Source organism: Chitinophaga niastensis (assembly GCF_003014755.1).
Classification (GTDB): domain Bacteria; phylum Bacteroidota; class Bacteroidia; order Chitinophagales; family Chitinophagaceae; genus Chitinophaga; species Chitinophaga niastensis.
Map to the genome: position 1 here is coordinate 1,286,867 of NZ_PYAW01000002.1, position 25,697 is coordinate 1,312,563.

The 25,697-nt window shown below is 46.6% G+C and carries 2 protein-coding genes (1 of these 2 cut by a window edge); both read left to right on the forward strand.

Features of this window, described 5'->3' with window-relative positions; all coding sequences use genetic code 11:
- Positions 1-12,591: an SDR family NAD(P)-dependent oxidoreductase gene (locus CLV51_RS29790; RefSeq protein ID WP_158267012.1), complete on the forward strand. Its 12,591-nt coding sequence runs from the start codon at positions 1-3 to the stop codon at positions 12,589-12,591.
- Positions 12,588-25,697: the 5' portion of an SDR family NAD(P)-dependent oxidoreductase gene (locus tag CLV51_RS13715; protein WP_158267013.1), read on the forward strand. 4,839 nt of this gene lie beyond the right edge of the window; 13,110 of the gene's 17,949 nt are visible here — the first part of the coding sequence; the start codon lies at positions 12,588-12,590; its stop codon lies beyond the right edge, outside the window. Before CLV51_RS29790 ends, CLV51_RS13715 begins: the two co-directional genes overlap by 4 nt.

A 25,697-nucleotide genomic window follows, 5' to 3' on the forward strand; every position in this document is an offset into this window, starting at 1 on the left:
ATGAGTAAGCAAATTTTTGAATCTTTATTTGACAAGGTAGAACGCCGGGAAATAAGTGTGGAGGATGCGCTGGCAGAAATAAAAAAAATGAAGGCAACAAATGGTGAGTCTACCGGCAGTACTATTGAAAGATATACTTACGATGAACCCTGCCTGAAAGACCATGTGATCGCAGGTAAACAGATCCTGATCGGCGCTACCCACGCTAGTCTGGCTATCAATGATTTTTTCCGTCAGTATCCATCTGAGAAATGTGTAAGTCTGCAGCGACTGAGTTACTTTCAACCTGTACAGGTTGAAAAAGGAGAGGAGGCAAGAATTGCAATTATAGCTACACCTGACCAGGAAAAAATACCTTTCGAAGCAAAGTTCCGGTTGAACGATACGGATGAATGGAGCCTTGCTGCTGCCGGAATATTGCAACCCTGTATAACAGATCAGCGGACAATCAATATAGAACAGCTAAAACCATTGTTACAGGAGTTTTCTCCCCTGGAGAAAATCTATACACTGAATGCAGATGCACACTGGGGCAATAGTTACAGGACCATTATGCAATTATATACCGGTCAGGATCAGGCGCTGTCAAGGGTTTCTCTGGAACAGGCGCGCTCGGATAACCAGCATGCCTATACGTTGCATCCGCTGATCAGCAACAGTGCCTTATTAACCCTGTTCCCTTTATTAACCACACTGGATATTGCAGGTAGTTTCCTGCCCTTTGGTATTAAAGAAATCCGTTTTAATAATGATAAAGCGCCGGAAAACTGTTGGATACTGGTAAAGCTGGTAAAGCATACCAGTGAGATTATTATTTTTGATGCAGATATCATCAATGACGCTTCGGAAGTGGTGATCAGTTATACGGGGTATTCTCTGAAGAAAGTTCGTATACCCGTTAGCGTGAATGTGCCGGCTGAAGCGCCTCCGGTGGCAGTTCCGCCCGTTGCTGCCGCAACGGCTGCAGTAGCAGGACTGGAAGGTAAAGTGATCACGTATCTGCTGAACAAACTCCGTAAGATCGGCGGGGTAAAGATATCCGGCGCAGAGGCTAACCTGATGGAAGCTGGTATTACATCTGCGCAGTTAGTAAATATTGCTAACATGCTGGCAGATGAAACACAGCTGGAACTGAATCCTACCTTGTTTTTTGAATATCCGAACATTAAAGAACTGGCCATATTTTTCTGCCAGGAATATGAGGATACTTTTATACGGTTGCTGGGAGATATGGGTGGGAAAACGCATGCGGTTAGAAGTGCTGCTGAAACGGCTACTGTACCACCGGTTAAACCAACACCTGAACCACTCGCAGCACCTGCTGCAAAGCCTGCACCACAACGTCAGTATAACCGCGGCGATATGGCGGTAATAGGCATGCATGGCGTATTTGCCGGTGCAAAAAATCCGGAGCAGTTTTGGGAAAATCTGCGTGAGGGGAAAGATCTTATTACAGAAATACCATTGGATCACTGGGATTATCGTCCCTGGTTTGATGAAAATCCGGAGGCAAAAGACAGCACCTATTGTAAGTGGGGAAGTTTTATCAGTGATGTAGATAAATTTGACGCCGGATTTTTTAAGATCTCACCACGGGAAGCAGACTGGATGGATCCTCAGCTGAGATTGCTGTTACAGAGTATTTACAATACCGGAGAAGATGCCGGATATATTAACCAGCTGAGAAGTACTAACACCGGCGTTTTTGTGGGAGTATGTTTTCATGATTATCTGGAGATGATTGCTGAGAAGAGATATCCGGCAGATCCTTATATTGGGACAGGCAACGGGCAAACGGTAACGGCTAATCGCGTTTCGTTTTATTTTGATTTTAAAGGCCCCAGCATTGCTTATAATACAGCTTGTTCTTCTTCATTGTCAGCCTTGCATGCAGCCTGTCAGGCACTCCGCAATAATGAATGCAACATGGCGTTCGTTTCGGGCGTTAACCTGCTCTTTGCATCTTCCCATTACCGTTACTTCTGCAGCATAGGTGCGCTGTCCCCAACAGGGCATTGTTATTCCTTTGATGAAAGGGCGAATGGATATGTACCCGGCGAAGCAGTGACAAGTATACTGTTAAAACCGCTGGAACAAGCTGAAAAAGACGGAGATCGTATCTATGCAGTGATTAAGGGATCAGCAGCTTTGCATGGTGGTTACACGCCTTCTTTAACGGCGCCCAGCGTGGTAGGAGAAGAAAACGTGATTCTGAAAGCATGGGAAGATGCTGGCGTTCCACCGGAAACGATTACTTACATTGAAGCACATGGAACCGGCACCCGCCTTGGAGATCCGATTGAAATCAACAGCCTGAAAAAAGCATTCAGGCGCTTTACCGGTAAAGAACAATTCTGTACTGTTGGTTCTGCAAAAGCGAGCATAGGTCATGTGGAAGGGGCTTCCGGTATGGCAGGCATCCTGAAAGTGATACTGCAGATGCAACACCGGCAGTTACCTGCCATGCCAAACTATAAGCAGCTGAATAGTTACATACAACTGGAAAAATCGGCATTAAAAATTAACCAGGAACTGCAGGAATGGAAAACCGCAGCAGGAATACCACGCCGTGCCGGTGTTAGTTCCTTTGGCTTTTCCGGTGCATATGCGCATGTTGTACTGGAAGAATATATAGCGAAGGAAGATGCCTCCCCGTGTATAAGCGCAGGAGATGATTTTCCTGCTATCATTCCTTTATCTGCCAGAAACGAAGACCGCCTGCGGGCACAGGCAACCCAGCTGCTGGAATATATAAACGGACATGCCCTTTCCGAAACAGACCTGGTAAACATCGCCTATACGCTGCAAACTGCCAGGGAAGCGATGGATGAGCGTGTTGCCTTCATGGTATATTCTATTGATGAGTTGAGAGAAAAGCTAAGTGCGTATATCCATAACAGTGATACCCTGTCGGATATATTCACCGGGCATGCTAAAAGTAATAAGGACACCGTAGCTATTTTTACCGGTGATGAAGATCTGGCGTATGCTATTGATACCTGGATAACAAAAGCCAAGTACAGCAAATTACTGGAGCTGTGGGTGAAAGGTTTCTCCTTTAACTGGCTTAAGTTGTACAATGGATCAAAACCCCGGATAATAAGTTTGCCTGGTTATCCTTTTGCAAAAGAACGTTACTGGGTACCAGAGCCTACCAACCTTCCCGAACCGGAAACCAAAGTGAAAGAGCGCAACACCAATAAAACTGCAGCTGACACTACTAACCTGTTAACCCTGACACCGGTATGGGAAACAACGGTTGTTTCAAAGCTGCCCGCCTCTCCGGCTGCAACGGAAAATGTATTAATTGCAGGTGGCACAGCAGCCGAAAGAAATATTTTATTACAATATTATCCGCAGGCATATCTGCTGAATCCCGCGGAAGCAACTACTGCTGACCAACTGGCCGCTATGTTGCCGCAGGATCCGTTTACGCATATCATTTGGCTGGCCCCGCAGATAGATCCCGTAACGGCAGCTACTGCGCCGGAAACAGGCTTATTCAGCTGTTTCCGGCTTGTTAAGGCATTACTGCAAAAAGGATATGCTGCCACTTCATTAGGTTGGACCATCATCACGCGGCAATGCGCCGCGGTTCATCTGCAGGACAGTATAGATGCTACCCATGCATCGGTGCACGGATTGGCCGGTTCAATGGCCAAAGAATACCCCCTTTGGCGCATCCGTCTTGCCGACATCCCTGCAACAGCAATACTGCCATGGGAGCAGATTGCAGTATTACCTTCCGATGCAGATGGGAATGCACTGGCATATAGAAATGAACAATGGTATCGTCAGGAACTGGCATTGCTGGAACAACCTGCTACCCATGATACACTGTACCGGAAAGGAGGCGTATATGTAGTGATTGGCGGCGCCGGTGGTATAGGTAGTGCATGGACGGAATATATGATCCGTACTTATCAGGCACAAATCATATGGATTGGCCGCAGCGTGAGGGATACGGCCATACAGGCTAAACTCGAGAAGCTGTCGGCACCGGGTATCACCCCGGAGTATGTACAGGCAGATGCAGCCAGTCTTACTGAGCTGACTACAGCTTACCATCATATCAGGTCTGCATATGGAACGATAAATGGGATAATACAATCTGCTATTGTCTTGTCTGATCAGAGCCTGGCCAACATGGATGAATCCATATTTGAGCAGGCCTTACGGGCAAAAGCCGGTGTGAGTGTTTGTATGGCAACTGTTTTTAAAGAGGAACCACTGGATTTTGTGTTGTTCTTTTCTTCTATCATCAGTTTCTTTAAAACGCCCGGTCAGAGCAACTATGCGGCCGGAAGTACTTTTGAGGATGCTTTTGCAAAACAGCTTTCACAACAGTGGCCCTGTGTTGTTAAAACAATGAACTGGGGTTACTGGGGGAGCATCGGTATAGTAGCAGGAGATGCCTACCGCAGCCGGATGGCAGCTGCGGGCATGGGGTCTATAGAACCACCGGAGGCGATGGAAGCGCTTGAACAGCTGCTTACCTTACCTGTGGATCAGATGGTATTAATTAAAACTATCGGGTCTGCCGGTGTGGAAACACAGTTGCCGGTTAAAGAACGTATCGGTGTATTGCGTAATACTATTCCTGCTGTATTGGAAAATATAAGCGCAAACATTTCAGCAGCAACGGGGTTGGTAAAACCTCCCGGAAATGAGCTGCTGGTATCTTACCGCGAAACAGATGTATTGCTTGGTAAGTTATTATGGATGCAGCTACAGTCGCTGGGTTTGTTGCATGAAAAACAGTTTATACTGGCCGCCTTGCAGGCCGGGCTGCAACCGCGGTATCATCGCTGGCTGGAACAGAGCCTGGTGTTTCTCTCCGGTCAACACTACCTGGAACAGGCCGGGGATTGGTTTACAATCATACCACGTTCTGCTGAAAATCCGGATGGGGTATGGCAACAACTTCTTAGCAGCAGTGAGCAGGAAGAGAATAAAAAAGCACAGCTGGCGCTGGCAGCTATTATGCTGAAAGCTTTGCCGGATATTCTTTCCGGCAGGAAGCTGGCTACAGATGTGATGTTCCCGGATGCCTCCATGAAACTGGTAGAAGGTATTTACCGCGGCAACACTGTTTCTGATTATTTTAATGCAGTGCTGGAAAAAACGGTGATAACCTATATAACATCGAGATTACAAAAAGATGCCTCACAAAAAATAAGGATACTGGAAATAGGCGCCGGAACCGGTGGAACCAGTGCCGGTTTATTTGAACAATTACGGCCTTATGCAGCTGTCATACAGGAATATTGTTATACAGATTTGTCAAGGGCTTTTATCATGCATGCGGAAACCGTTTTTGCACCAGCGGTACCTTATCTTAACTGCAGAATATTTGATACAACGCAACCCTTATCAGCACAAGGTTTTGTAGCAGGTACCTACGATCTGGTAATAGCATCCAATGTTTTACATGCTACCGGCAATATTCATCACGCCCTCCGTAATGCCAAAGCCTTGCTGGCCCGGAATGGCCTGCTGATAATGAATGAACTGAGTATTCATTCGCTGTTTGCGCATCTTACTTTCGGTTTGCTGGACGGTTGGTGGTTGTATGAAGATGCCGCTTTGCGTATCCCCGGCAGTCCGGGTCTGTACCCGGAACAATGGGAGCGTGTGTTAAAACAGGAAGGTTTTGCCAATGTGTTGTTTCCTGCTGCAACATCACACCAATGGGGACAACAAATCATTGCTGCAGAAAGTGATGGTATCATAAGACAGCCATTGTCAGCGTCCCCTGTTGTGTTAGAAACAGCACCTGTTCGTATAGCCGTTAACGTAGAAGCACAACCGGTGGTTGCAAAAATCCATGAGCCGCAGGTGGGCATAACAGTGGAAGATACTACAGCTGCTGTTATGCATGATGAGTTGCCGGAAAAAATGTCATTGATTGATATCCGCGAATTAATCATAGAAAAACTGGGAATAGCATTAAAAATTAATGCAGGCAAAATTGATCCGGAGGAACCTTTTGCTGATTATGGTCTTGATTCTATTACAGGTGTTAAACTGGTACAACTGATCAATGAAGGGCTGCAATTGCAACTTTTAACAACTACTATATTTGATTACAGTACAGCCAGCCGTCTTGCGGCACACCTTTTTTCTACCTGTCAGATTGTAGTCAGTCCGGTGGCTGAAAAGCCTGTCCCGCCGCAAGCGCCTATCCGTCCTGCGGCACCAGTGCCACCTGTTACACCGGCGTCACCTGTAGCCCCGATAGCTCCGGTTGCGCATACGCCTTTGCAAACCAATTCGCGGCAGCCTGTCTTTGCAGAGAAAGTAACAGCGCGGGTATTACAAACGAGTGAAAAGGCGCCTGTTAGTGGTAATGAGAAAGAACCGATTGCCATCATTGGTATGAGCGGACGTTTCCCACAATCCGATTCTGTCGGTGAATTATGGGAACATTTACTACATGGAAAGGACCTGGTGGAAAAAGTGACCAGATGGGATCTTGCAGCACATGACGTTGCCTTTGCAGATACGGAAAAAGCGTTGTGCCGGTATGGTGGTTTCCTTCGTAATATAGATCGTTTTGATCCCTTATTTTTCAATATTTCCGGACTGGAAGCTACCTATATGGATCCGCAACAGCGGCTGTTTCTGGAGGAAGGCTGGAAAGCGCTGGAAGACGCAGGTTATGCAGGCAGCAATATGGAAGGAAAGTTATGCGGCGTATATGTAGGATATAACGGAGGCGGATACAATCAACTTTTCGGAAACAATGCACCTGCGCAGGCCTTTTGGGGAAATGCGGCTGCCGTCATCCCGGCACGTATATCCTATTACCTCGATCTGCAGGGACCGGCTATTGCGGTAGATACTGCCTGTTCCAGTTCACTGGTTGCTATACACCTGGCATGCCAGGGCCTGTGGACAAACGAAACAGAGATGGCGGTGGCCGGCGGGGTATTTATTCAAACCATTCCCTGGTTTTACCTGTCCGGTACCAAAGCAGAGATGCTATCACCTACCGGTCATTGTTATACGTTTGATGATCGTGCCGATGGTTTTGTACCCGCAGAAGGCGTAGGAGTAGTAGTACTGAAACGTTTGAAAGATGCATTGGCAGACGGAGATCATATTCATGGTGTGATCCGGGCCTCAGGTATTAACCAGGATGGCACTACCAATGGTATCACAGCCCCCAGCGCCAGATCGCAGGAACGGTTGGAATGCCAGGTATACAATAGCTTTAATGTTAATCCCGCCGACATACAACTGGTGGAAGCACATGGCACCGGAACAAAACTGGGTGACCCCATCGAATTTAATGCGCTGACCAACGCCTTTAGGAAATTTACGGACAAACAATCTTATTGTGCCATCGGTTCCGTTAAAACAAATATTGGTCATGCGGCAGCAGCTGCAGGTATGGCCGGATTAATCAAAGTCCTTCTTTCGCTCAAACATCAACAACTACCACCTTCCCTGCATTATGTAAAAGGAAATGCCAGTATACGGTTTGAAGGAAGTCCGTTTTATGTTAACACAGATCTGAAAGACTGGGAAGTTACTGCGGGAAAGAAACGTACAGCTGTAGTGAGTGCTTTTGGATTCAGTGGCACCAATGCACATATGGTGATTGAACAAGCACCTGAGCTGCAGCGGCAACACGTGGCAAAACCGGCGTACATGATCGTTCTTTCTGCCCACACTACTATTCAGCTGGAAGAACGTGTGAGGCAACTGCTGGGTTTCTGTGAACAGGAGCCGGGTACTGATTGCGGCAACATGAGTTTCACGCTGCTGCTTGGAAGAAAACAATTGCAACACCGCTGGGCTTGTGTGGTCCGTGATATGAAAGACCTGGTAAGCCTTCTCAGGAAATGGCTGGACAGGGGAAATGTAACACAGGTATATACAGCAGCTATTCCGGAAAAAGATCGCAGGGAACAACCTGCACTCAAAAAGTATGGGAACGATTGTATCAGCAACTGCCGGGAGCTTACTAACGTACAGGAATATACGGAGCAGCTGTCTGCTGTGGCAGAACTATATGTACAGGGATATGTGCTGGATTTTGAGATGCTTTTCGCACAGGAAGGATATAACAGAATATCACTCCCTACCTATCCTTTTGGCGGATCGCGGTATTGGGTGAAAACAGATCCGGCTGCTAGCCTGCCCGCTGTTGCAGTGGCAGCTGATTTTATTCATCCGTTGTTACAGCGTAATACCGCAGACTTGTCCGGATTACGATATGCTTCTGTGTTTACAGGAAAGGAATTTTTCCTGGCGGACCATGTTATTAATGACCAACGGATCTTTCCCGGAGCCGCTTATCTGGAAATGGCCCGCATGGCTGTATTACAGGCAATGGGCGGAGTGTTGCCTTCCCGACGTATACTGCAACTGAAAAACATCGTGTGGTTCCGGCCGGTGGTAGTGGATCAGCAACCGCAGACAGTACATATCGCACTGCTGCCGGAAGAGGATAGCCGGATTTCGTTTGAAATTTATACAGAAGAAAAAACAGCAGGTACTGCTCCCGTAATACATAGTCAGGGATATGCGCTTGCCACTGAATCAATACCAGTACCTGACCTGGATCTTCCGCTTATTAAAGCGGCCTGCAACCGCGGAGTATTATCAGCGGCTGATTTTTATGATACTTTTCGTTCATTGGGATTTTATTATGGTCCATCACATCAGTGTATCACAGCAGCGTACATAGGAGAAGAACGTTTGCTGGCATCATTGGTACTGCCCGTTGAAGCACCTGCTATGAAAGCGCCTTTTGTCCTGCATCCTGCGTTACTGGACGCGGCATTGCAGGCATCTGTAGGAATGGCTATACACAGTGGTATATTAAAACCTTCCCTTCCTTTTGCCATTCAATCACTGGAAATACACCGGCCATGCACGGCTGCAATGTGGGCGTTTATACGTTACCGTAATAATGCCGCTGCGGTACAAAAAGTACAGCTACTGGATATTGATTTGTGCGATGAAGCCGGCAGCATTTGTGTGCGTATCACCGGTTTTTCTTCCCGGGTATTGGAAGAAGATAACGGAGAAAAAACGATATCAACCGGACAAAATATTTTTTACTTTCAACCTTCCTGGAAAATACAGGAAGCTGTACAGGCGCCACAGTTATACGATCAACACCTGGTAATATGTTGCGGACCGGATGGTATTACAGCAGAGACGATCGTTTCCCGCATGAGCGGGGTAAAAGGCATAACACTGCTTTCGCAGGAAACGGACACGGCTACACGTTTTAGTGAATACGCCGTTCAGTTGTTTAATACTATTCAATCTCTCCTGAACAATAGATCCGGAAAAAAAGTATTGATACAGTTGTTGACAGATGACCGGCCATCGCAGCAATTAAATGTTTCGCTGTCAGCAATGCTGAAAACTGCAAGGTTGGAAAATCCATTGTTTATCGGACAACTTATTCAAACTACAGTGGGAACATCGTTAGATACGCTGGTGCCATGGATGGAACAATGTGCGCAATCACCTGGTGATACAGAGATTCGCTACCATAGTGGCAAACGTTGGGTGGCTGCCTGGGAAGAGGTAACACTGTCAGCAGCGCCATCATTGCCCTGGAAGGCCGGAGGTGTTTATCTGATCACAGGAGGAGCAGGGGGATTAGGAGAACTGCTGACAGCCGGTATCGTCGCCAATACGAAAGACGTAACACTGGTGCTGTGTGGTCGCTCAGCATTGCCTCCCGACAAACAACAGCGGATCAACGGAATCGCTGCGAAGGTGATATACAAACAGGCAGATGTGAGTGATGCACAACAGGTGCACGCGCTCATCCAGGAAATCCGTGTTTCTTATGGCCGGCTGGATGGTATTATTCATGCTGCCGGTGTAATCCGGGATAATTTCCTGCTGAAGAAAACAACAGCAGAAGTACAGGAAGTACTGGCGCCTAAAGTAGCCGGATTAATTAACCTGGATGAAGCCAGTAAAGATTTGCCGCTGGATTTTTTAATCCTGTTTTCTGCCGGGGCAGGAGCAATCGGTAATCCCGGTCAGGCGGATTATGCCACTGCCAACGCCTTTATGGATTCGTATGCCCGTTACCGTAATGAGCTGGTAAGCAGCGGTCAGCGGCATGGAAAAACATTGTCGGTCAACTGGCCACTGTGGGAGTCGGGCGGGATGCAGTTAAGTGAAACAGCACGCACGATTATGTTACAGCAAACCGGCATCGTTCCTTTGCAGACAGCAACCGGTATAAACGCGCTATACAAAAGTCTGGCTTCCGGATTCCCGCAACTGCTGATACTGGCTGGTAACGCGCCGCAGCTGAGACAATTTTTACAGGTGCCGTCAACTCCGTTGGCACCATTAATAGCACCATCTGATATTACCGGGTTTATATTGCAGGTGTTGTCAACAGCACTGCAGCTGTCTCCGGAAGAAATAGACCCGCATATTTCCTTTGATAAATTTGGGATAGATTCTATCATGCAGATGAACCTGATCCGTGAATGGGAAAAAATAACAGGAGAACTGCCCAAAACAATTTTATTTGAATATCCATCTGTACAGGAGTTGTCGGCTTATTTTGAAAAACATCATCAGCATAAGTTTATTCGTTCCCGTTATAATACAGATACATTGTCTGCGGATACTGTCAGCAGTATACGCACCCGGAAAAAGAAGGAGCCTGATACGCCGGCTGAGCAGAACGAAGATATTGCTGTCATTGGCATCAGTGGGCGTTATCCTTTGTCGGATAACCTGGAGGAATTATGGGCGCATTTAAAAGCAGGAGATAACTGTATTACCCCATTACCCCGGCACAGGTGGACGCGTTCCCTGCTGCATACACTTACCGGAGAAGCGTTATTGCAACCGGCACATAAATATTATGGCGGATTTCTCCGGGAGATCAACCACTTTGATCATCACCTGTTTGATATCCCCCCGGCCCGCGTACCGGAATTATCTCCTGAAATAAGGCTCTTCCTGGAAACGGTATGGGCTACTTTTGAAAATGCCGGTTATAGTAATCTCGCTTTACAGGATCTGCAAACTGCGGCTGAAACAGGCGTGGGTGTATTTGTAGGTTCCATGTATAATCAGTATGCCTGGAATATACCCGGAGCAGAACAGGCCGTACTTACTTCCAACGGAACGGAATGGCAGATTGCCAACCGGGTGTCTCATTTCTTTAATCTTACCGGCCCCAGTATAGCCGTTAATTCGGCTTGTTCCGGTTCATTGACTGCCATACATCTTGCCTGCGAGAGTTTACGCCAGAAAAACTGCGCTATGGCTATTGCAGGAGGAATTAATCTCACGCTGGAACCTTCCAAATATGTGGCATTACAACATGCCGGATTCCTTGGTAGCGGCCATGAGAGTAAAAGCTTCGGCGCAGGAGATGGTTATCTTCCCGGCGAAGGTGTTGGTGCAGTATTATTAAAACCGCTTTCACAAGCATTGAAAGATAATGATAACATCCTGGGAGTTATCAAAAGTAGTTTTGTAAATCATGGTGGCGGAAGACAGATGTATACCGCGCCAGATCCCAAACAACAGGCACAGCTGATCAGCCACGTCATCCGCAGGTCAGGTATTCATCCGTCTACCATTGGTTATGTAGAATCTGCTGCCAATGGCTCTTTACTGGCAGATGCTATTGAGGTAGTGGCTTTACAGCAGGCCTTTGAACAATATACAGACCAACAGCATTTCTGCGCACTGGGTGCTGTAAAATCCAATATAGGTCACCTGGAAGCTGCATCAGGAATGTCGCAGCTCAGTAAAGTGTTGTTACAGATGAAGCATAAAACACTGGTGCCCTCTATTAATGCCAGCCCAAGAAATCCTAATATAAAACTGGAACATACTGCCTTTTATTTGCAGGAATCACTCAGTCCATGGCCGGCAATAGTGGATGATACTACCGGGAAAGTGTTGCCCAGAAGGAGTATCATCAATTCTTTCGGTGCCGGTGGTGCTTATGCAGGATTGATCGTAGAGGAGTATAATATAAACCGGCAAGAGACAGAAACGCCAACTGCACCCGGGGAAAAACAGTTGTTTGTTTTTTCTGCGGGTACATCCCGGAGCCTATGGCATTATCTGGAAAAAATGCAGCAGTACCTGGAGGAAAATTCTGCTGTACAGGTAGCGGATATAGCGCGCACCTTGCAGCAGCGTAATCAAAACCTGCCTTACCGGATAGCTGTTATTACCTCATCAGCAGAAAGCCTGCTGTCTGTGCTTCGTTTGTTATGTAGCCAGCAGGGGGTAAACGGGGATCCGGATGTTTACGTGCGGCTGGAGCCTTCCGGTGCTAAACCGCGTATTGCCGCCATAGCGCTGCAAAAATCCATATCAGAAAAGGATTTTCCGCAATTGGCAACATACTGGATCGAAGGGAGCAATATAGATTTCAGGGGATTATCTCCTGCTGTGGGGCTGCCAGATATTTCCCTGCCTGGTTATGTTTTTGATCATGATCTCTCCTTTGATTTCAACAATACTCCACAGGATAAAACAGAGGATATTTTTTATCAGGAGCTCCTGGATAAAATAGCCGGCGGTACAATATCAGCAGCTGAATTTAATCAGTTGATCACATCGTGAAAAAGATACCAACAATGGACAAACAATTGAATTTTTTATACCAGCAGATTAAAGAAGGTAAGATCAGCACAGCACTCGCAAAAGAGCAGCTGAAAGCCTGGAAGTCGCGCTATCGTGAAGATAACGGCATCGCCGGATTAAAGCCGGAGATATATGTATATGATGAACCATTTCTGAAAGATCACCAGGTAAACGGGGAACAGGTATTGTTGGGCGTTACCAGTGCCAGTCTTGCTATCAATACATTTTTCAGGTTGTTTCCTGATGAACGGCAGGTACAGCTGCATCATCTATCTTTTATCAAACCTTTTATCATAAAAAAAACACAACAGCTGGAAATAACTGTTTTGCCGGTATTGCAGAAAGACCGCGCAGATATACAGGTAAGTGGCAGATATAACACTACAGTTCCGTGGGCACCGCTGGCTGCTGTGCAAATATGTAAGACAGTCTTTAAGCAGGAACATAAAAACATTACTGAAATCATGGCGGGCATGCAGTTGCTGCCTGATTTTACCTATATCTATGACGTTGATCCCGGTATTCAACTGGGAGAAAGTTACCGGGTTATTGCTGCTTTATACGCCAATGAAAATCAGGTGTTGGCAAAGGTGGAATTGCGGAATGAATCGGAAGAGCATTTCTATGATTTACATCCGCTGTTGATCAACAGCGCTTTTCTGGCAATAACTCCTTTATTACAGGAAAAAGAACAAACGGCTTATCTGCCCTTTGGCATAAAAGATATTTATTTCAGTAAGCAAGAACAGCTGAAGAGTGGTTGGGTGCTGGCAAAACTTGTAAAGGATTCAGGAGAGATGTTTCTCTTTGATGCTACGCTGATGGATGATTCAGGAGAAGTGTTGGCAGTGTATAATGGTTGTGCCATGAAAAAGATCCGCCCGGTTTCACCGGTAATAAATGATATGCCGGCAGCAGCGGATCCGGCAGACCGTATTCAGGAATACCTGGTAAACCGGTTGAGTAAAATGGTCAGCAGAGAAGTATTACTGGCCCGTCCTGAAACGAATCTGATGGACCTGGGCCTGACTTCCGAACAACTGGTTGCTATGACAGAAGAAATAGCTGTAGCTGCCAACCTGGAATTGTACCCAACCTTGTTTTTTGAATATCCTAATCTGCTGGAATTAACAGCTTACTTCTGTAAAGAACATCCTTCGATTTTCACAACAGATATGCCACATCCTGTTACAGGTATACAGGATATTCCTGTCCGTGAGGCTGCGCCACAGTTCAGCAATACTGCTACTAATGATAAACAACAAAACATTGAAAAGGATGATATCGCCATTATTGGCATGCATGGCATTTTCGCCGGTGCAGAAAATCTGGATCAGTTCTGGGAACATCTCCGTGACGGAAAGGATCTTGTCGGGGAAATACCGCTGGATCACTGGGATTACCGTCCCTGGTTTGATGAAGACAGGGAAGCAAAAGATAAAACGTATTGCCGTTGGGGTAGTTTCATCAGTAATGTAGATAAATTTGATGCGGGCTTTTTTAATATTTCTCCCAGAGAGGCCGACTGGATGGACCCTCAGCTGCGATTGTTATTGCAGAGTGTATATACTACTACAGAAAATGCCGGTTATATCAACCGGCTGAGAGGAACAGATACGGGTGTGTTTGTAGGTGTTTGCTGTCATGATTACAAAGACCTTATTGCGGAAATGCAGTTGCCGGTAGATCCTTATATAGGAACGGGAAATACGCAACCCATGATGGCCAATCGTATCTCTTTCCTCTTTGATATCACCGGACCCAGTATGGCAATAGATACTGCCTGCTCCTCTTCTTTGTTTGCATTGCACAGCGCTTGCCAGGCATTACGTAACAAGGAGTGCGGAATGGCTTTTGTATCCGGGGTTAACCTGTTGTTATCGTCTACTCATTACCGTTATTTTTCCAGTATCGGTGCTTTATCTGCTTCGGGTCATTGTCATTCTTTTGATAATAAAGCAGACGGATATGTGCCGGGTGAAGCTATTGCCACTATATTATTAAAACCCTTGCAGGAAGCAGAAAGGGATGGAGATCATATCTATGCTGTTATAAAGGGATCAGCAGCTTTGCATGGTGGTTATACACCTTCTTTGACAGCTCCCAGCATAGCAGGAGAAGAAAATGTAATTCTGAAAGCATGGGCCAGTGCAGGCATAGCACCTGAAACATTGGGTTACATTGAAGCACATGGTACCGGCACCAGATTAGGTGATCCTATAGAGATCAATAGTCTTAAGAAAGCATTTAAACGTTTTACAGGCAAGGAGCATTTTTGTGCGGTAGGATCCGTGAAATCCAACATAGGACATACAGAAGGCGCCGCCGGAATTGCTGGTATCCTGAAAGTGGTGCAACAACTGCGGCACCGCCAGATACCTGCTATGCCACATTTTAAGGAACTAAATTCCTATATACAGCTGGATAATTCACCGCTTTATATTAACCGGCAACTGGAAGAGTGGAAAAGCCCGGATGGTATGCCAAGGCGTGCGGGAGTGAGCTCTTTTGGTATTGCCGGCGCTTACGCGCACGTAGTGGTAGAAGAATATAATCAGCCGCAAAAAACGTTGCCACCTGTTACCGGACAACCGGTGATCATTGCGCTGTCTGCCAAACGAACGGATAGCCTGCAGACAAAGGTGCTACAGCTGTTGCAGTATATCCGTCACCAACAATTCAATGATCAGCACCTGCCCGGCATTGGGGCTACTTTGCAGTTATACCGCGAAGAAATGGATGAGCGTATAGCCTTTTCCGTTAGTTCCATAAGTGCGTTGATAGAAAAACTGACAGTTATTGCCACAGGTAAGGAATGGCCATCAGGCATTTACAGCGGCAGGTCTTTGAAGCGTATTTCAAAGGAAGAAAGTATGCGGGAATGGATCAGTAAAGGTGTTTATGATGAGCTGGCCGGTTTTTGGGTGAATGGAGGTTATGTTGACTGGCGCTTGTTATACAATGGTCATGCACCGCAGAAAATTATGCTGCCGTCCTATCCTTTTGCGGGGGAACGTTACTGGATACCGCTGGAAGATGCCAGGACCAGCAACAACAGCAGCCATACGGTATTGCACCCTTTGGTACAGCAGAATACTTCCGGTTTGTCGGGGTTGCGTTTTTCTGCCACCTTCAACGGAACGGAATTTTTTATAGCTGATCACGTGGTATCCGGGCAAAAAATATTACCCGGTGTCGCTCATTTCGAAATGGCACGTGCTGCTATCGCCTTAGCCATCCATGCAAAGGAAAATGAGTATAATATATCCCTGAGAAATGTTGTATGGATTCAACCTGTGCTGGCAGCGAAGGAGCCGGTAACAATACATATCAGGCTATTCCCTGAAGATGCATCCCGGATTGCATTTGAGATTTACAGTGAGCCGGATGCAGGAAAGGAGGATGTTATTATACATAGCCAGGGACATGCCATTATACAGTCAGCTGTAAACCTGCCATCACTGGATATTGAGGTTGCGTTGCAACAATGCAGTCAGCGTATGCTGACTGCAGAGGATTGTTATTCCAGGTTGCAGGGCATTGGTTTTTTTCATGGGAAAAGTTACCAGGCAGTACAAAAAGTATATGTAGGAGAAACAACGGCGCTAGGCGAGCTTGCCTTACCTGAAATGGTGGCAGATAGCTTGTTGGCGTTTGTATTGCACCCTGTTATGATGGATGCTGCATTGACGCCTGCCCTGGGGCTGATGATGGCACCGGGAAGCAATAATTCACTAAGACTGGCACTGCCTTTTGCCTTGGATGAGCTGGAAGTATGTGGTCGCTGTACATCGGCCATGTGGACTTTAATCAGCAGTGGCAGTGCGCCGGAAGACCAGGTACAGAAACTGGATGTACTCCTGTACGATGACAAGGGCAATTTGTGTGTAAGCATGAAAGGACTTTCTTTCAGGGCTACCGAAAACGGAACAACCTCCGTGCTTCCTGAAGCCACCGGTACGTTGCTGCTGGAGCCGCAATGGGTGGAGCAGGTGGTATCTTCCCAAACAAATACAGCAAATGGTTTTGCAGCACATCATGTTATCTTTTGTGAAAAAGAAATGATGTTGCCGGAATACATCATGCAGCGTATGCCAGGTGTATCATGTATTTCATTGTTTGCTGATGAACAACAGCCGGCAGCCAGATTTGAGAATTATGCACAGCAGTTGTTGCTGCAAATTCAGGGGATACTGAAGTCTGAGGAAAAAGACAATGTGCTGTTACAGGTGGTAACAGGCGTGGAAGATGAACAATTATTATTGTCAGGACTTTCCGGTTTGCTGATGACAGCACAACTGGAACATCCCGGCTTTACCGGACAACTGCTGGCAACATCCGCAAAAGAACCCGATGAGATGGTGGTGCAACTGAGGGATAGCAGTCATCAGTTAACGTATAGTCATATCCGTTATATAAACGGAAAAAGGCTGGTAAAAGAATGGTGTGAGATAAATGTACCAGAGGAAGCCATACAGCTGCCATGGAAGAACGGCGGCGTTTACCTGATTACAGGTGGTGGCGGCGGATTGGGGCAATTGTTTGCTGAAGAAATTGCCCGCAACGCCAAAGAAGTAGTGCTCGTTTTTGCAGGACGTTCTGCACCGGAGCATACCATAAAATCGCAGGTAGAAGCATTTTCCACGGAGCATACAACAATGATCCGGAAGAAAGCAGATGTGAGCAACCTGCAGGAAGTGACAGCATTGATCAACGATCTGTTGTCTGCCTATGGCCGCCTGGATGGGATATTGCATATGGCCGGTGTGATACGCGATAACTACCTTATCAGCAAAACAACAACCGTATTACAGGAAGTATTTGCACCTAAAGTAGCAGGTGTGGTAAATCTTGACATCGCCACCCGGGCGTTGCCACTGGATTTTTTTGTATGTTTTTCTTCAGGAGCAGTCATCACCGGAAATGCAGGACAAGCCGATTATACGGCTGCCAATTATTTCATGGATACCTATGCAGCATACAGGAAGCAACTGGTGGCAGTTAAACATCGCTCCGGTATTACCTTGTCTGTAAACTGGCCACTGTGGGAGGCGGGAGGAATGAAGGTGGATGAAGCTACCAGGCATTTGATGACGCAAAGCACCGGCATGATACCCATGCACACAAAAAGTGGTATCCGGGCACTGTACCAATGTATGGCATCCGGCAGGGGACAGGTAATGGTGATGGAAGGTAATGTGCCATTAATGAAAGCAGGAATAGCTGCATTGACACAACATAATCCCACTTCTGTTCAGCAAACAATCAGCCATGGGGAAGATCCGTTGCTGAAAACTAAATTAATGGAAGTGTTGCAAAAACTGACGGCAGATATTATCAGGAGAAATGCCGGCGGATTGGATGTGATGAAGCCATTAAGCAGTTATGGATTTGATTCTATCACGTTCACTGAATTGGCGAATAAACTGAATCAGCAATTTAAACTGCGTCTAACACCCACCATATTTTTTGAACATGCTTCCCTGCAACAACTGACCGAATACCTGATTCAAAGGTATACTGAACAGTTGAATATGTATTTTGGAATAACAGCAAAAAGAACAACGGTACCTGATCCGGTAAAAGCAAAGCCGGCAAATGCATCATGGCAGTATGCTTCCCGTGATACCATAAAACCGCAGGTAGCTTCCACCGGCCCGTATGAGAATCCAACACCAGACCAGGTGGCTGTTATTGGTATGAGCGGCCGTTTTCCGATGGCTGCGGACCTTACTCAATTCTGGAATAATCTGCTGGAAGGTAAAGATTGTATTACAGAAATTCCTGAAAGCCGCTGGGACTGGAAAGCGTATTATGGAGATCCAAGGAAAGAAGTAAATAAAACGAATGTTAAATGGGGAGGATTTATTGATGGCATAGATGAATTTGATCCGCTGTTTTTTGGCATATCACCAAAGGAAGCAGAGATGATGGATCCTCAGCAAAGACTGCTCATGATGTATGTGTGGAAAGTGCTGGAAGATGCCGGTTATGCATCGCATTATTTTGCAGGAACGCAAACGGCCATTTTTGCCGGCACTATGGGTAGCAGTTATAGTTCGCTGGTAGCAGGATCCAATGCGGCCATCGAAGGTTTTTCTTCTACAGGTATGGTAGCTTCTGTAGGCCCTAACCGCATGAGTTATTTTCTGGATCTTCACGGTCCGAGTGAACCGGTAGAAACAGCCTGTTCCAGTTCATTGGTGGCCATACACCGGGCAGTAGAATGTATTAATAATGGTTCCTGTGATATGGCAATTGCAGGCGGCATAAATACCATTGTAACACCGGAAGCACATATCAGTTTTAACAAAGCAGGTATGTTGAGTGAAGATGGCCGGTGTAAAACATTTTCAGCGGAGGCAAATGGTTATGTAAGGGGAGAAGGTGTAGGCATGTTGTTGCTGAAAAGATTGTCTGCTGCTGAAGCAGACGGAGATCATATTTATGGCGTGATACGTGCCACCGCTGAAAATCACGGCGGACGTGCCAATTCATTAACCTCACCCAACCCGGTTGCACAGGCTGCCTTATTAAAAAAAGTATACACAAAAGCAGGTATTGATCCTGCAACGGTTAATTATATAGAAACGCATGGTACCGGCACCGTGCTGGGTGACCCGATTGAAATCAATGCATTGAAGTCGGCCTTTAAAACATTGTACGAAGCTGCAGGCAGCAGGGACGTAAATACTGCGCATTGTGGTCTGGGAACTGTAAAAAGTAATATCGGACATCTGGAACTGGCCGCTGGTGTTGCGGGTGTGATGAAGGTATTGTTGCAGCTGCAACATAAAACACTGGTTAAAAGTCTCCACTGCGATAATATCAATCCATATATTGAACTCAGCGACAGCCCCTTCTATATAGTGCAACAATCGCAGCCATGGCAGGCCTTACAGGATAGTAACGGGAGGTTGTTGCCACGTCGTGCAGGTGTCAGTTCTTTTGGTTTTGGTGGTGTTAATGCACACATCGTAATAGAAGAATATATTCCGCATACTACCTCAAAGTTTGTAGCAGTGCATCCTGCCATCATCGTATTGTCCGCGCTTACAACAGAGGGATTAAAGCAACAGGCAGTACTGCTGCTGTCAGCAATACAGCAGGGTCATTTGGAGAAAGCAGACTTGCCTGCTATCGCCTGCACCTTGCAAACCGGTCGCGATGCCATGAAAGAACGTTTGGGTTTTGTTGCGCGATCAATAGCGGAAGTAGTGGAAAAATTACAGGATTTTATTGATGACAATAACGACACTGCCGTATACAGGGGACAAAGCAAAAGCAGCCGCGAGGCGTTGGCCGTTTTTACTGCTGATGAAGAATTGCAGGAAGCAGTAGATAAATGGATACAGCGTGGTAAATATGATAAGCTGCTCGATCTTTGGGTAAAGGGACTTTCCTTTGACTGGAACAGGTTATATGAAAATGGCAGACCGCGCAGGATCAGTTTGCCCACCTATCCCTTCGCCAGAGAATCTTACTGGATCACTGCAGCAACACCGTCTTCCGTTGTTGCGCCGTCCACGCCATCACAGCAGCTTACAGCAGAAGTACAGGTGAGCAATTTACCGGATGAACTTTATTTACGGAAACTGATTACGCAGTTATTATCAGATTCGCTGAAAGTAAATGCTGCTAAAATAGATGCGGATGATTCGTTTGCTGATTATGGGCTGGATTCTGTAACGGGCGTACACCTGGTGCAGCTGCTGAATGATCATTTAAGTCTGTCGCTGGAAACAACGATCCTGTTTGATTACAGCTCAGTAAACAGGTTGGCAGGTTATATTTATACAGCATGTAAACCAGTGAGGATACCGTCACGTGTCACTACAGCTACAGCGGTTCCGCATCCGTTGTCGGGTGCCGGCGATAATACTGTGCCGGCTTCCGCAGGACAGCAGAAAGGCCAATCGCATGACAGCAGAGAACCTGTTGCCATTATCGGGATGAGTGGCCGGTTTGCTGGTGCCAACAACATAGAAGAGCTCTGGAAGCATTTATCCAACGGTACCAACCTGGTTGAAAAAGTAACGCGTTGGGACCTGGCTGCTTATGCTACTGATGATCAGACCTTTTGCAACCATGGTAGTTTTCTGGATGATATAGCTGCCTTTGATCCTTTGTTTTTCAACATATCAGGAAATGAAGCTGCATATATGGATCCGCAGCAGCGGCTGTTTCTGCAGGAAGCCTGGAAGGCACTGGAAGATGCAGGTTACGCCGGAAAAAGTGAGGATGGACGTTTATGTGGTGTATATGCAGGATGTGGTGCAGGAGACTATCAGCAACTATTCCGCAATAATGAACAGATACCCGCTCAGGCTTTTTGGGGTAACATGAGTTCTGTAATACCTGCCCGCATTGCTTATTATCTTAATCTGCAGGGACCTGCGGTTTCAATAGATACTGCCTGCTCCAGCTCATTGGTAGCGGTGCATCTTGCCTGCCAGGGATTATGGGAACATGAAACAACCATGGCGCTGGCAGGTGGCGTTTTCGTACAGTCTACACCGTGGTTGTATGCATCTGCCGGTAAAGCGGGCATGCTTTCACCTACAGGTACCTGTTATACGTTTGATGACAGGGCCAATGGATTTGTACCGGGAGAAGGGGTAGGCGTAGTGGTACTTAAACGCTTAAGCGAAGCCCTGGCAGATGGAGATCATATCTACGGCGTGATACGTGGTTCAGGAATTAATCAGGATGGTACTACCAACGGAATTACTGCACCCAGTGCCGTTTCACAGGAGCGACTGGAAAGTTCGATCTATGAACGTTTTGATATTGACCCCGCAAATATACAATTAGTAGAAGCCCACGGTACCGGTACAAAACTGGGAGATCCTATAGAATTTAATGCGCTGTCGCGCGCTTTCAGGAAATATACCGACAAGCAATATTTCTGTGCGATCGGTTCTGTAAAAACAAACATCGGACATACACAGCTGGCAGCTGGTATTGCAGGCCTCTTCAAAGTATTATTGTCTTTACAGCACCGGCAAATACCCCCTTCTCTTCATTATGAAAAAGGAAACACAAATATCAGCTTCGACGAAAGCCCGTTTTTTGTGAACACAGATTTAAAGGAATGGCCAGCCACCGGGGATCGCCCACGTTGCGCCGCTACCAGCTCCTTCGGTGCCAGCGGCACCAATGCACATATGGTGATCGAAGAGGCGCCACAGGTGGTACGTACACATGTAATGAAGCCCGGATATATTGTACTGTTATCTGCTCGTACACCGCACCAATTGCAGCAGATCGCCCGGCGGTTAAGCAGTTTTTGTGATGATGCTCCCGGTGCCGACCTGGGTAACATCAGTTACACATTACTGATGGGAAGAAAACATTTTACACACCGCCTGGCAGTAGTAGCAAAGGATACAAATGAACTGGCAACAGCACTCAAAAACTGGCTGGATAACGGAAAAGCACCACAGGTGTATAGTGCCGGGCAGATAACTGAAGACCAGGAATCATTAAAAAAATATGGTGAGGAATGCATACAGTATTGTAGCAGTAATAACAGCAATAATGTTGAATTTCTGGAACGGCTGGCCGTTGTAGCGGGATTATACGTACAGGGATATACGTTATTATATGAAAACTTATATGCAGGAGATACCTATAGCCGTATTTCCCTGCCTACCTATCCATTTTCCACTGAACGTTATTGGGTACCTGCCTTTGTAAGCGCACCTGTTATAACACCGGTACAAAAACAACAGCTGGCGCAGGAAGCCCACGGTACCAGCGATGTAGCTTATGAGCTGATGACATTTGAAGAGGTGTGGGAAGCAGTTGACCTGATAGCCACCACAAATATAAAAGACAAAATATGGGTGTGTATGCTGGAGGAAACCGCACAGCAACATATGTCGGCTACGGCATATGCGGGCGTAACACTTGTCTTCATTGCTCCGGGAAGCAGCTATGAAAAATATGCTGCACATCATTACCGGATAAATGCAGCAGAGAAAGGTACTTATGAACGCGCATTGAATGATATAACGGCTACTGTTGGCAAAATAGATGGTGTTTTATATGGCTGGCCTTTAACCACTACTGTATTTGTGGAAGATAGTTCACCTGTGCTGTTTTTACTGCAGGCGTTGTCTGCCTGTAAAGTAAAAGATGTGCGGGTATTACTGACAGGCCTTTATCATAATGGTATTGAACGTTGTCATATCGAATCATGGATGGGTATAGAACGTTCATTAGGCATGATATTGCCGCAAATACAGATGGCAGTCGTTTTTGGGGAAGCCGGTCATATTGCTTTGTCACAATGGTTGTTGATTTGTCGTGATGAGTTGCAGGCAGCCGTTCTAAAGTCTGCACATTACCAGCAAGGCAGGCGGGAGGTATGCAAAATACATCCTGTTATCATAGAAAATAATCCGGATTCAATGATCCGGGCAGGAGGCACTTACCTGATCACAGGTGGTTGCGGCGGATTAGGTATATTGTTTGCCCGCCACTTCGCAGGTCTGCATCCGGTAAATCTGATATTAACAGGACGTACACCACTGGATGCTGCAAAACAGGCCAGCGTAAAAGCGTTGGAAGATCTTGGCAGCAAAGTATGGTATGTTCAGGCAGATATATGTGATGAGATGTCGATGCAGGAAGCGCTGCAACCGGTACTGTTACATTCCGGCCCTGTAAATGGTGTTATTCATGCAGCTGGTATCTCAACAGATAAAGGTGTGCTGGAAAAGTCACCGGCTGATTTTCAGCAGGTACTGGCACCTAAAGTAACTGGTGTAATGGTGTTGGATAAACTCCTGCAGGATCAGTCGCCGGACTTTGTATGTTACTTTTCTTCCTCCTCCGGAATAATGGGCGATTTTGGCTCCTGCGATTATGCTATGGCAAACCGCTTCCTTATAACGTATGCCCGTTACCGTAGTAGCCTTTCTTTGCCGGGCAAAACGGCTGTGATCAACTGGCCATTATGGAATGGAGAGGGCATGAAGGTAGGAGGAGATGATACAACAAAAATGTACCTGAAATCGAGCGGATTGCGCCTGATGGAAGCAACAGAAGGCATAGACCTGTTTAAAAAACTGTTGTTACAATCCCGGACCCAGCACCTGGTGATAACCGGACAACCTGCAAGGGTACATCGTTTCCTGGGATTAACAGCAGTTGATAAAAAAGAAGCTGCCACTGTGGTAATGGATGCAGGCGAAAAGAAGGTAATGGCACGCAGGGCAGGGATATCTTTACCTGATTGCATTGAGCAGGATCTGAAGCAGCTGGCAGCAGGATTACTACAGATTGGGGCAGAAAACCTGTATATAAAAGATAACCTGGCTGATTTCGGATTTGACTCTATCAGCCTCGCCCAGTTTGCTCAACTGCTGGCATCGCATTATCAGCTTGATATTACACCGGCATTGTTTTTTGGTTATTCTACCCTCGAAAAACTGACACAGTATTTTGCAACAGCACATACCGATATGATGGAAACTTTTTACGGGGAAGAAGAGCCGGTAATAGCTACATCTGCAGTAACAGCTTCATCTGCGGTATTACCTGCTGCATCACCCGTAACAGAAAATATGCAGGAACCAATTGCCATTATAGGCATGAGCGGACGTTTCCCACAGGCCAGAAATATTGATGAGATGTGGGATATCATGGTGCAGGGAAAACATGCTGTAGAAGAAATTCCGGCGGAAAGATTTGACTGGCGCCTGTATTATGATGGTCCACAACCACAACCCGGTAAAACCAACTGCAAATGGTGTGGTTGTATTCCGGGAGTAGCCGAATTTGATCCGTTGTTTTTTGAAATATCTCCCGGGGAAGCTGAAACGATGGATCCCCGGCAACGGCTCCTGTTGCAGGAATCGTGGCGGGCATTGGAAGATGCCGGGTACCTCACCGCTCAGTTAAACACCGGTAAAATCGGAATGTTTGTTGGCGTGGAAGAGGGAGACTATCAGATGCTAACCAGAGAAAAAAGCACAATCACTTCCAATCACAATGCAATACTGGCATCGCGCCTGGCTTATTTTCTAAATCTCAACGGTCCTGTGATGGCTATCAATACGGCCTGCTCTTCAGGCCTGGTTGCTGTGCATCAGGCATGTATGAGTTTGCGCACCGGAGAATGTGATGCCGCGCTTGCAGCAGGTGTAAACCTGGTGCTGGTACCGGAAGCATTTATCTGGATGGGACAGGCAGGAATGTTATCTGATGATGGCAAGTGCGCGGTATTTGACAGGCAGGCAAACGGGCTGGTACCCGGAGAAGCTGTTGCAGCAGTGGTGCTGAAACGCTTATCCCGCGCAATAGCAGACGGTGATCCGGTGTACGCAGTCATCAAAGGCAGTGGCATTAATTACGACGGTAAAACAAATGGAATTACTGCGCCCAGTGGTGTAGCACAAACGGCCCTGCTGAAGGACGTGTATGACCGGTATCAGATTATCCCTGAAGATATCAGCTACCTGGTCACACACGGTACTGGTACACGGCTGGGTGATCCTGTGGAAGTAAATGCATTGTACGATGCATTCAGAAGTTACACGCAAAAACAGGCTTTCTGTGCACTTACTTCCACCAAAACAAATTTCGGTCATACAATGGCGGCATCTGGTCTGGTAAGTCTTATCAGCCTGGTGCAGGCACTCCGTCATGAAACAATTCCTGCCAGTTTGCATTGTGTGCAGGAAAGTGACTATATCAAATGGAAAGAAAGTCCTTTTTATGTAAATAAAACCAGCAGGCACTGGGAACAAACAAACGGACTTCGCACCGGCGCACTGAGTGCCTTTGGCTTCAGTGGTACCAATGCACATATGGTATTGCAAAGTTATGCTTCACCTGCAGTAGTAAACAGGGAGGCTCCTTACTATATGGTAGTATTGTCTGCCAAAACAGAAGATGCCTTACGGAATAAGATCAGGGATATGGTGGTTTTCCTGGAACAGCCGGAAACGGCCGCCAGCAGCCTGTCAGCTATCACTTATACATTGCTGGAAGGCCGGCAGCATTTTGCATGCCGTTGTGCTGTGGTGGTTGCAAACAGGCAGGAGGCAGTACATGGCTGGAAACAGGCAGGACGT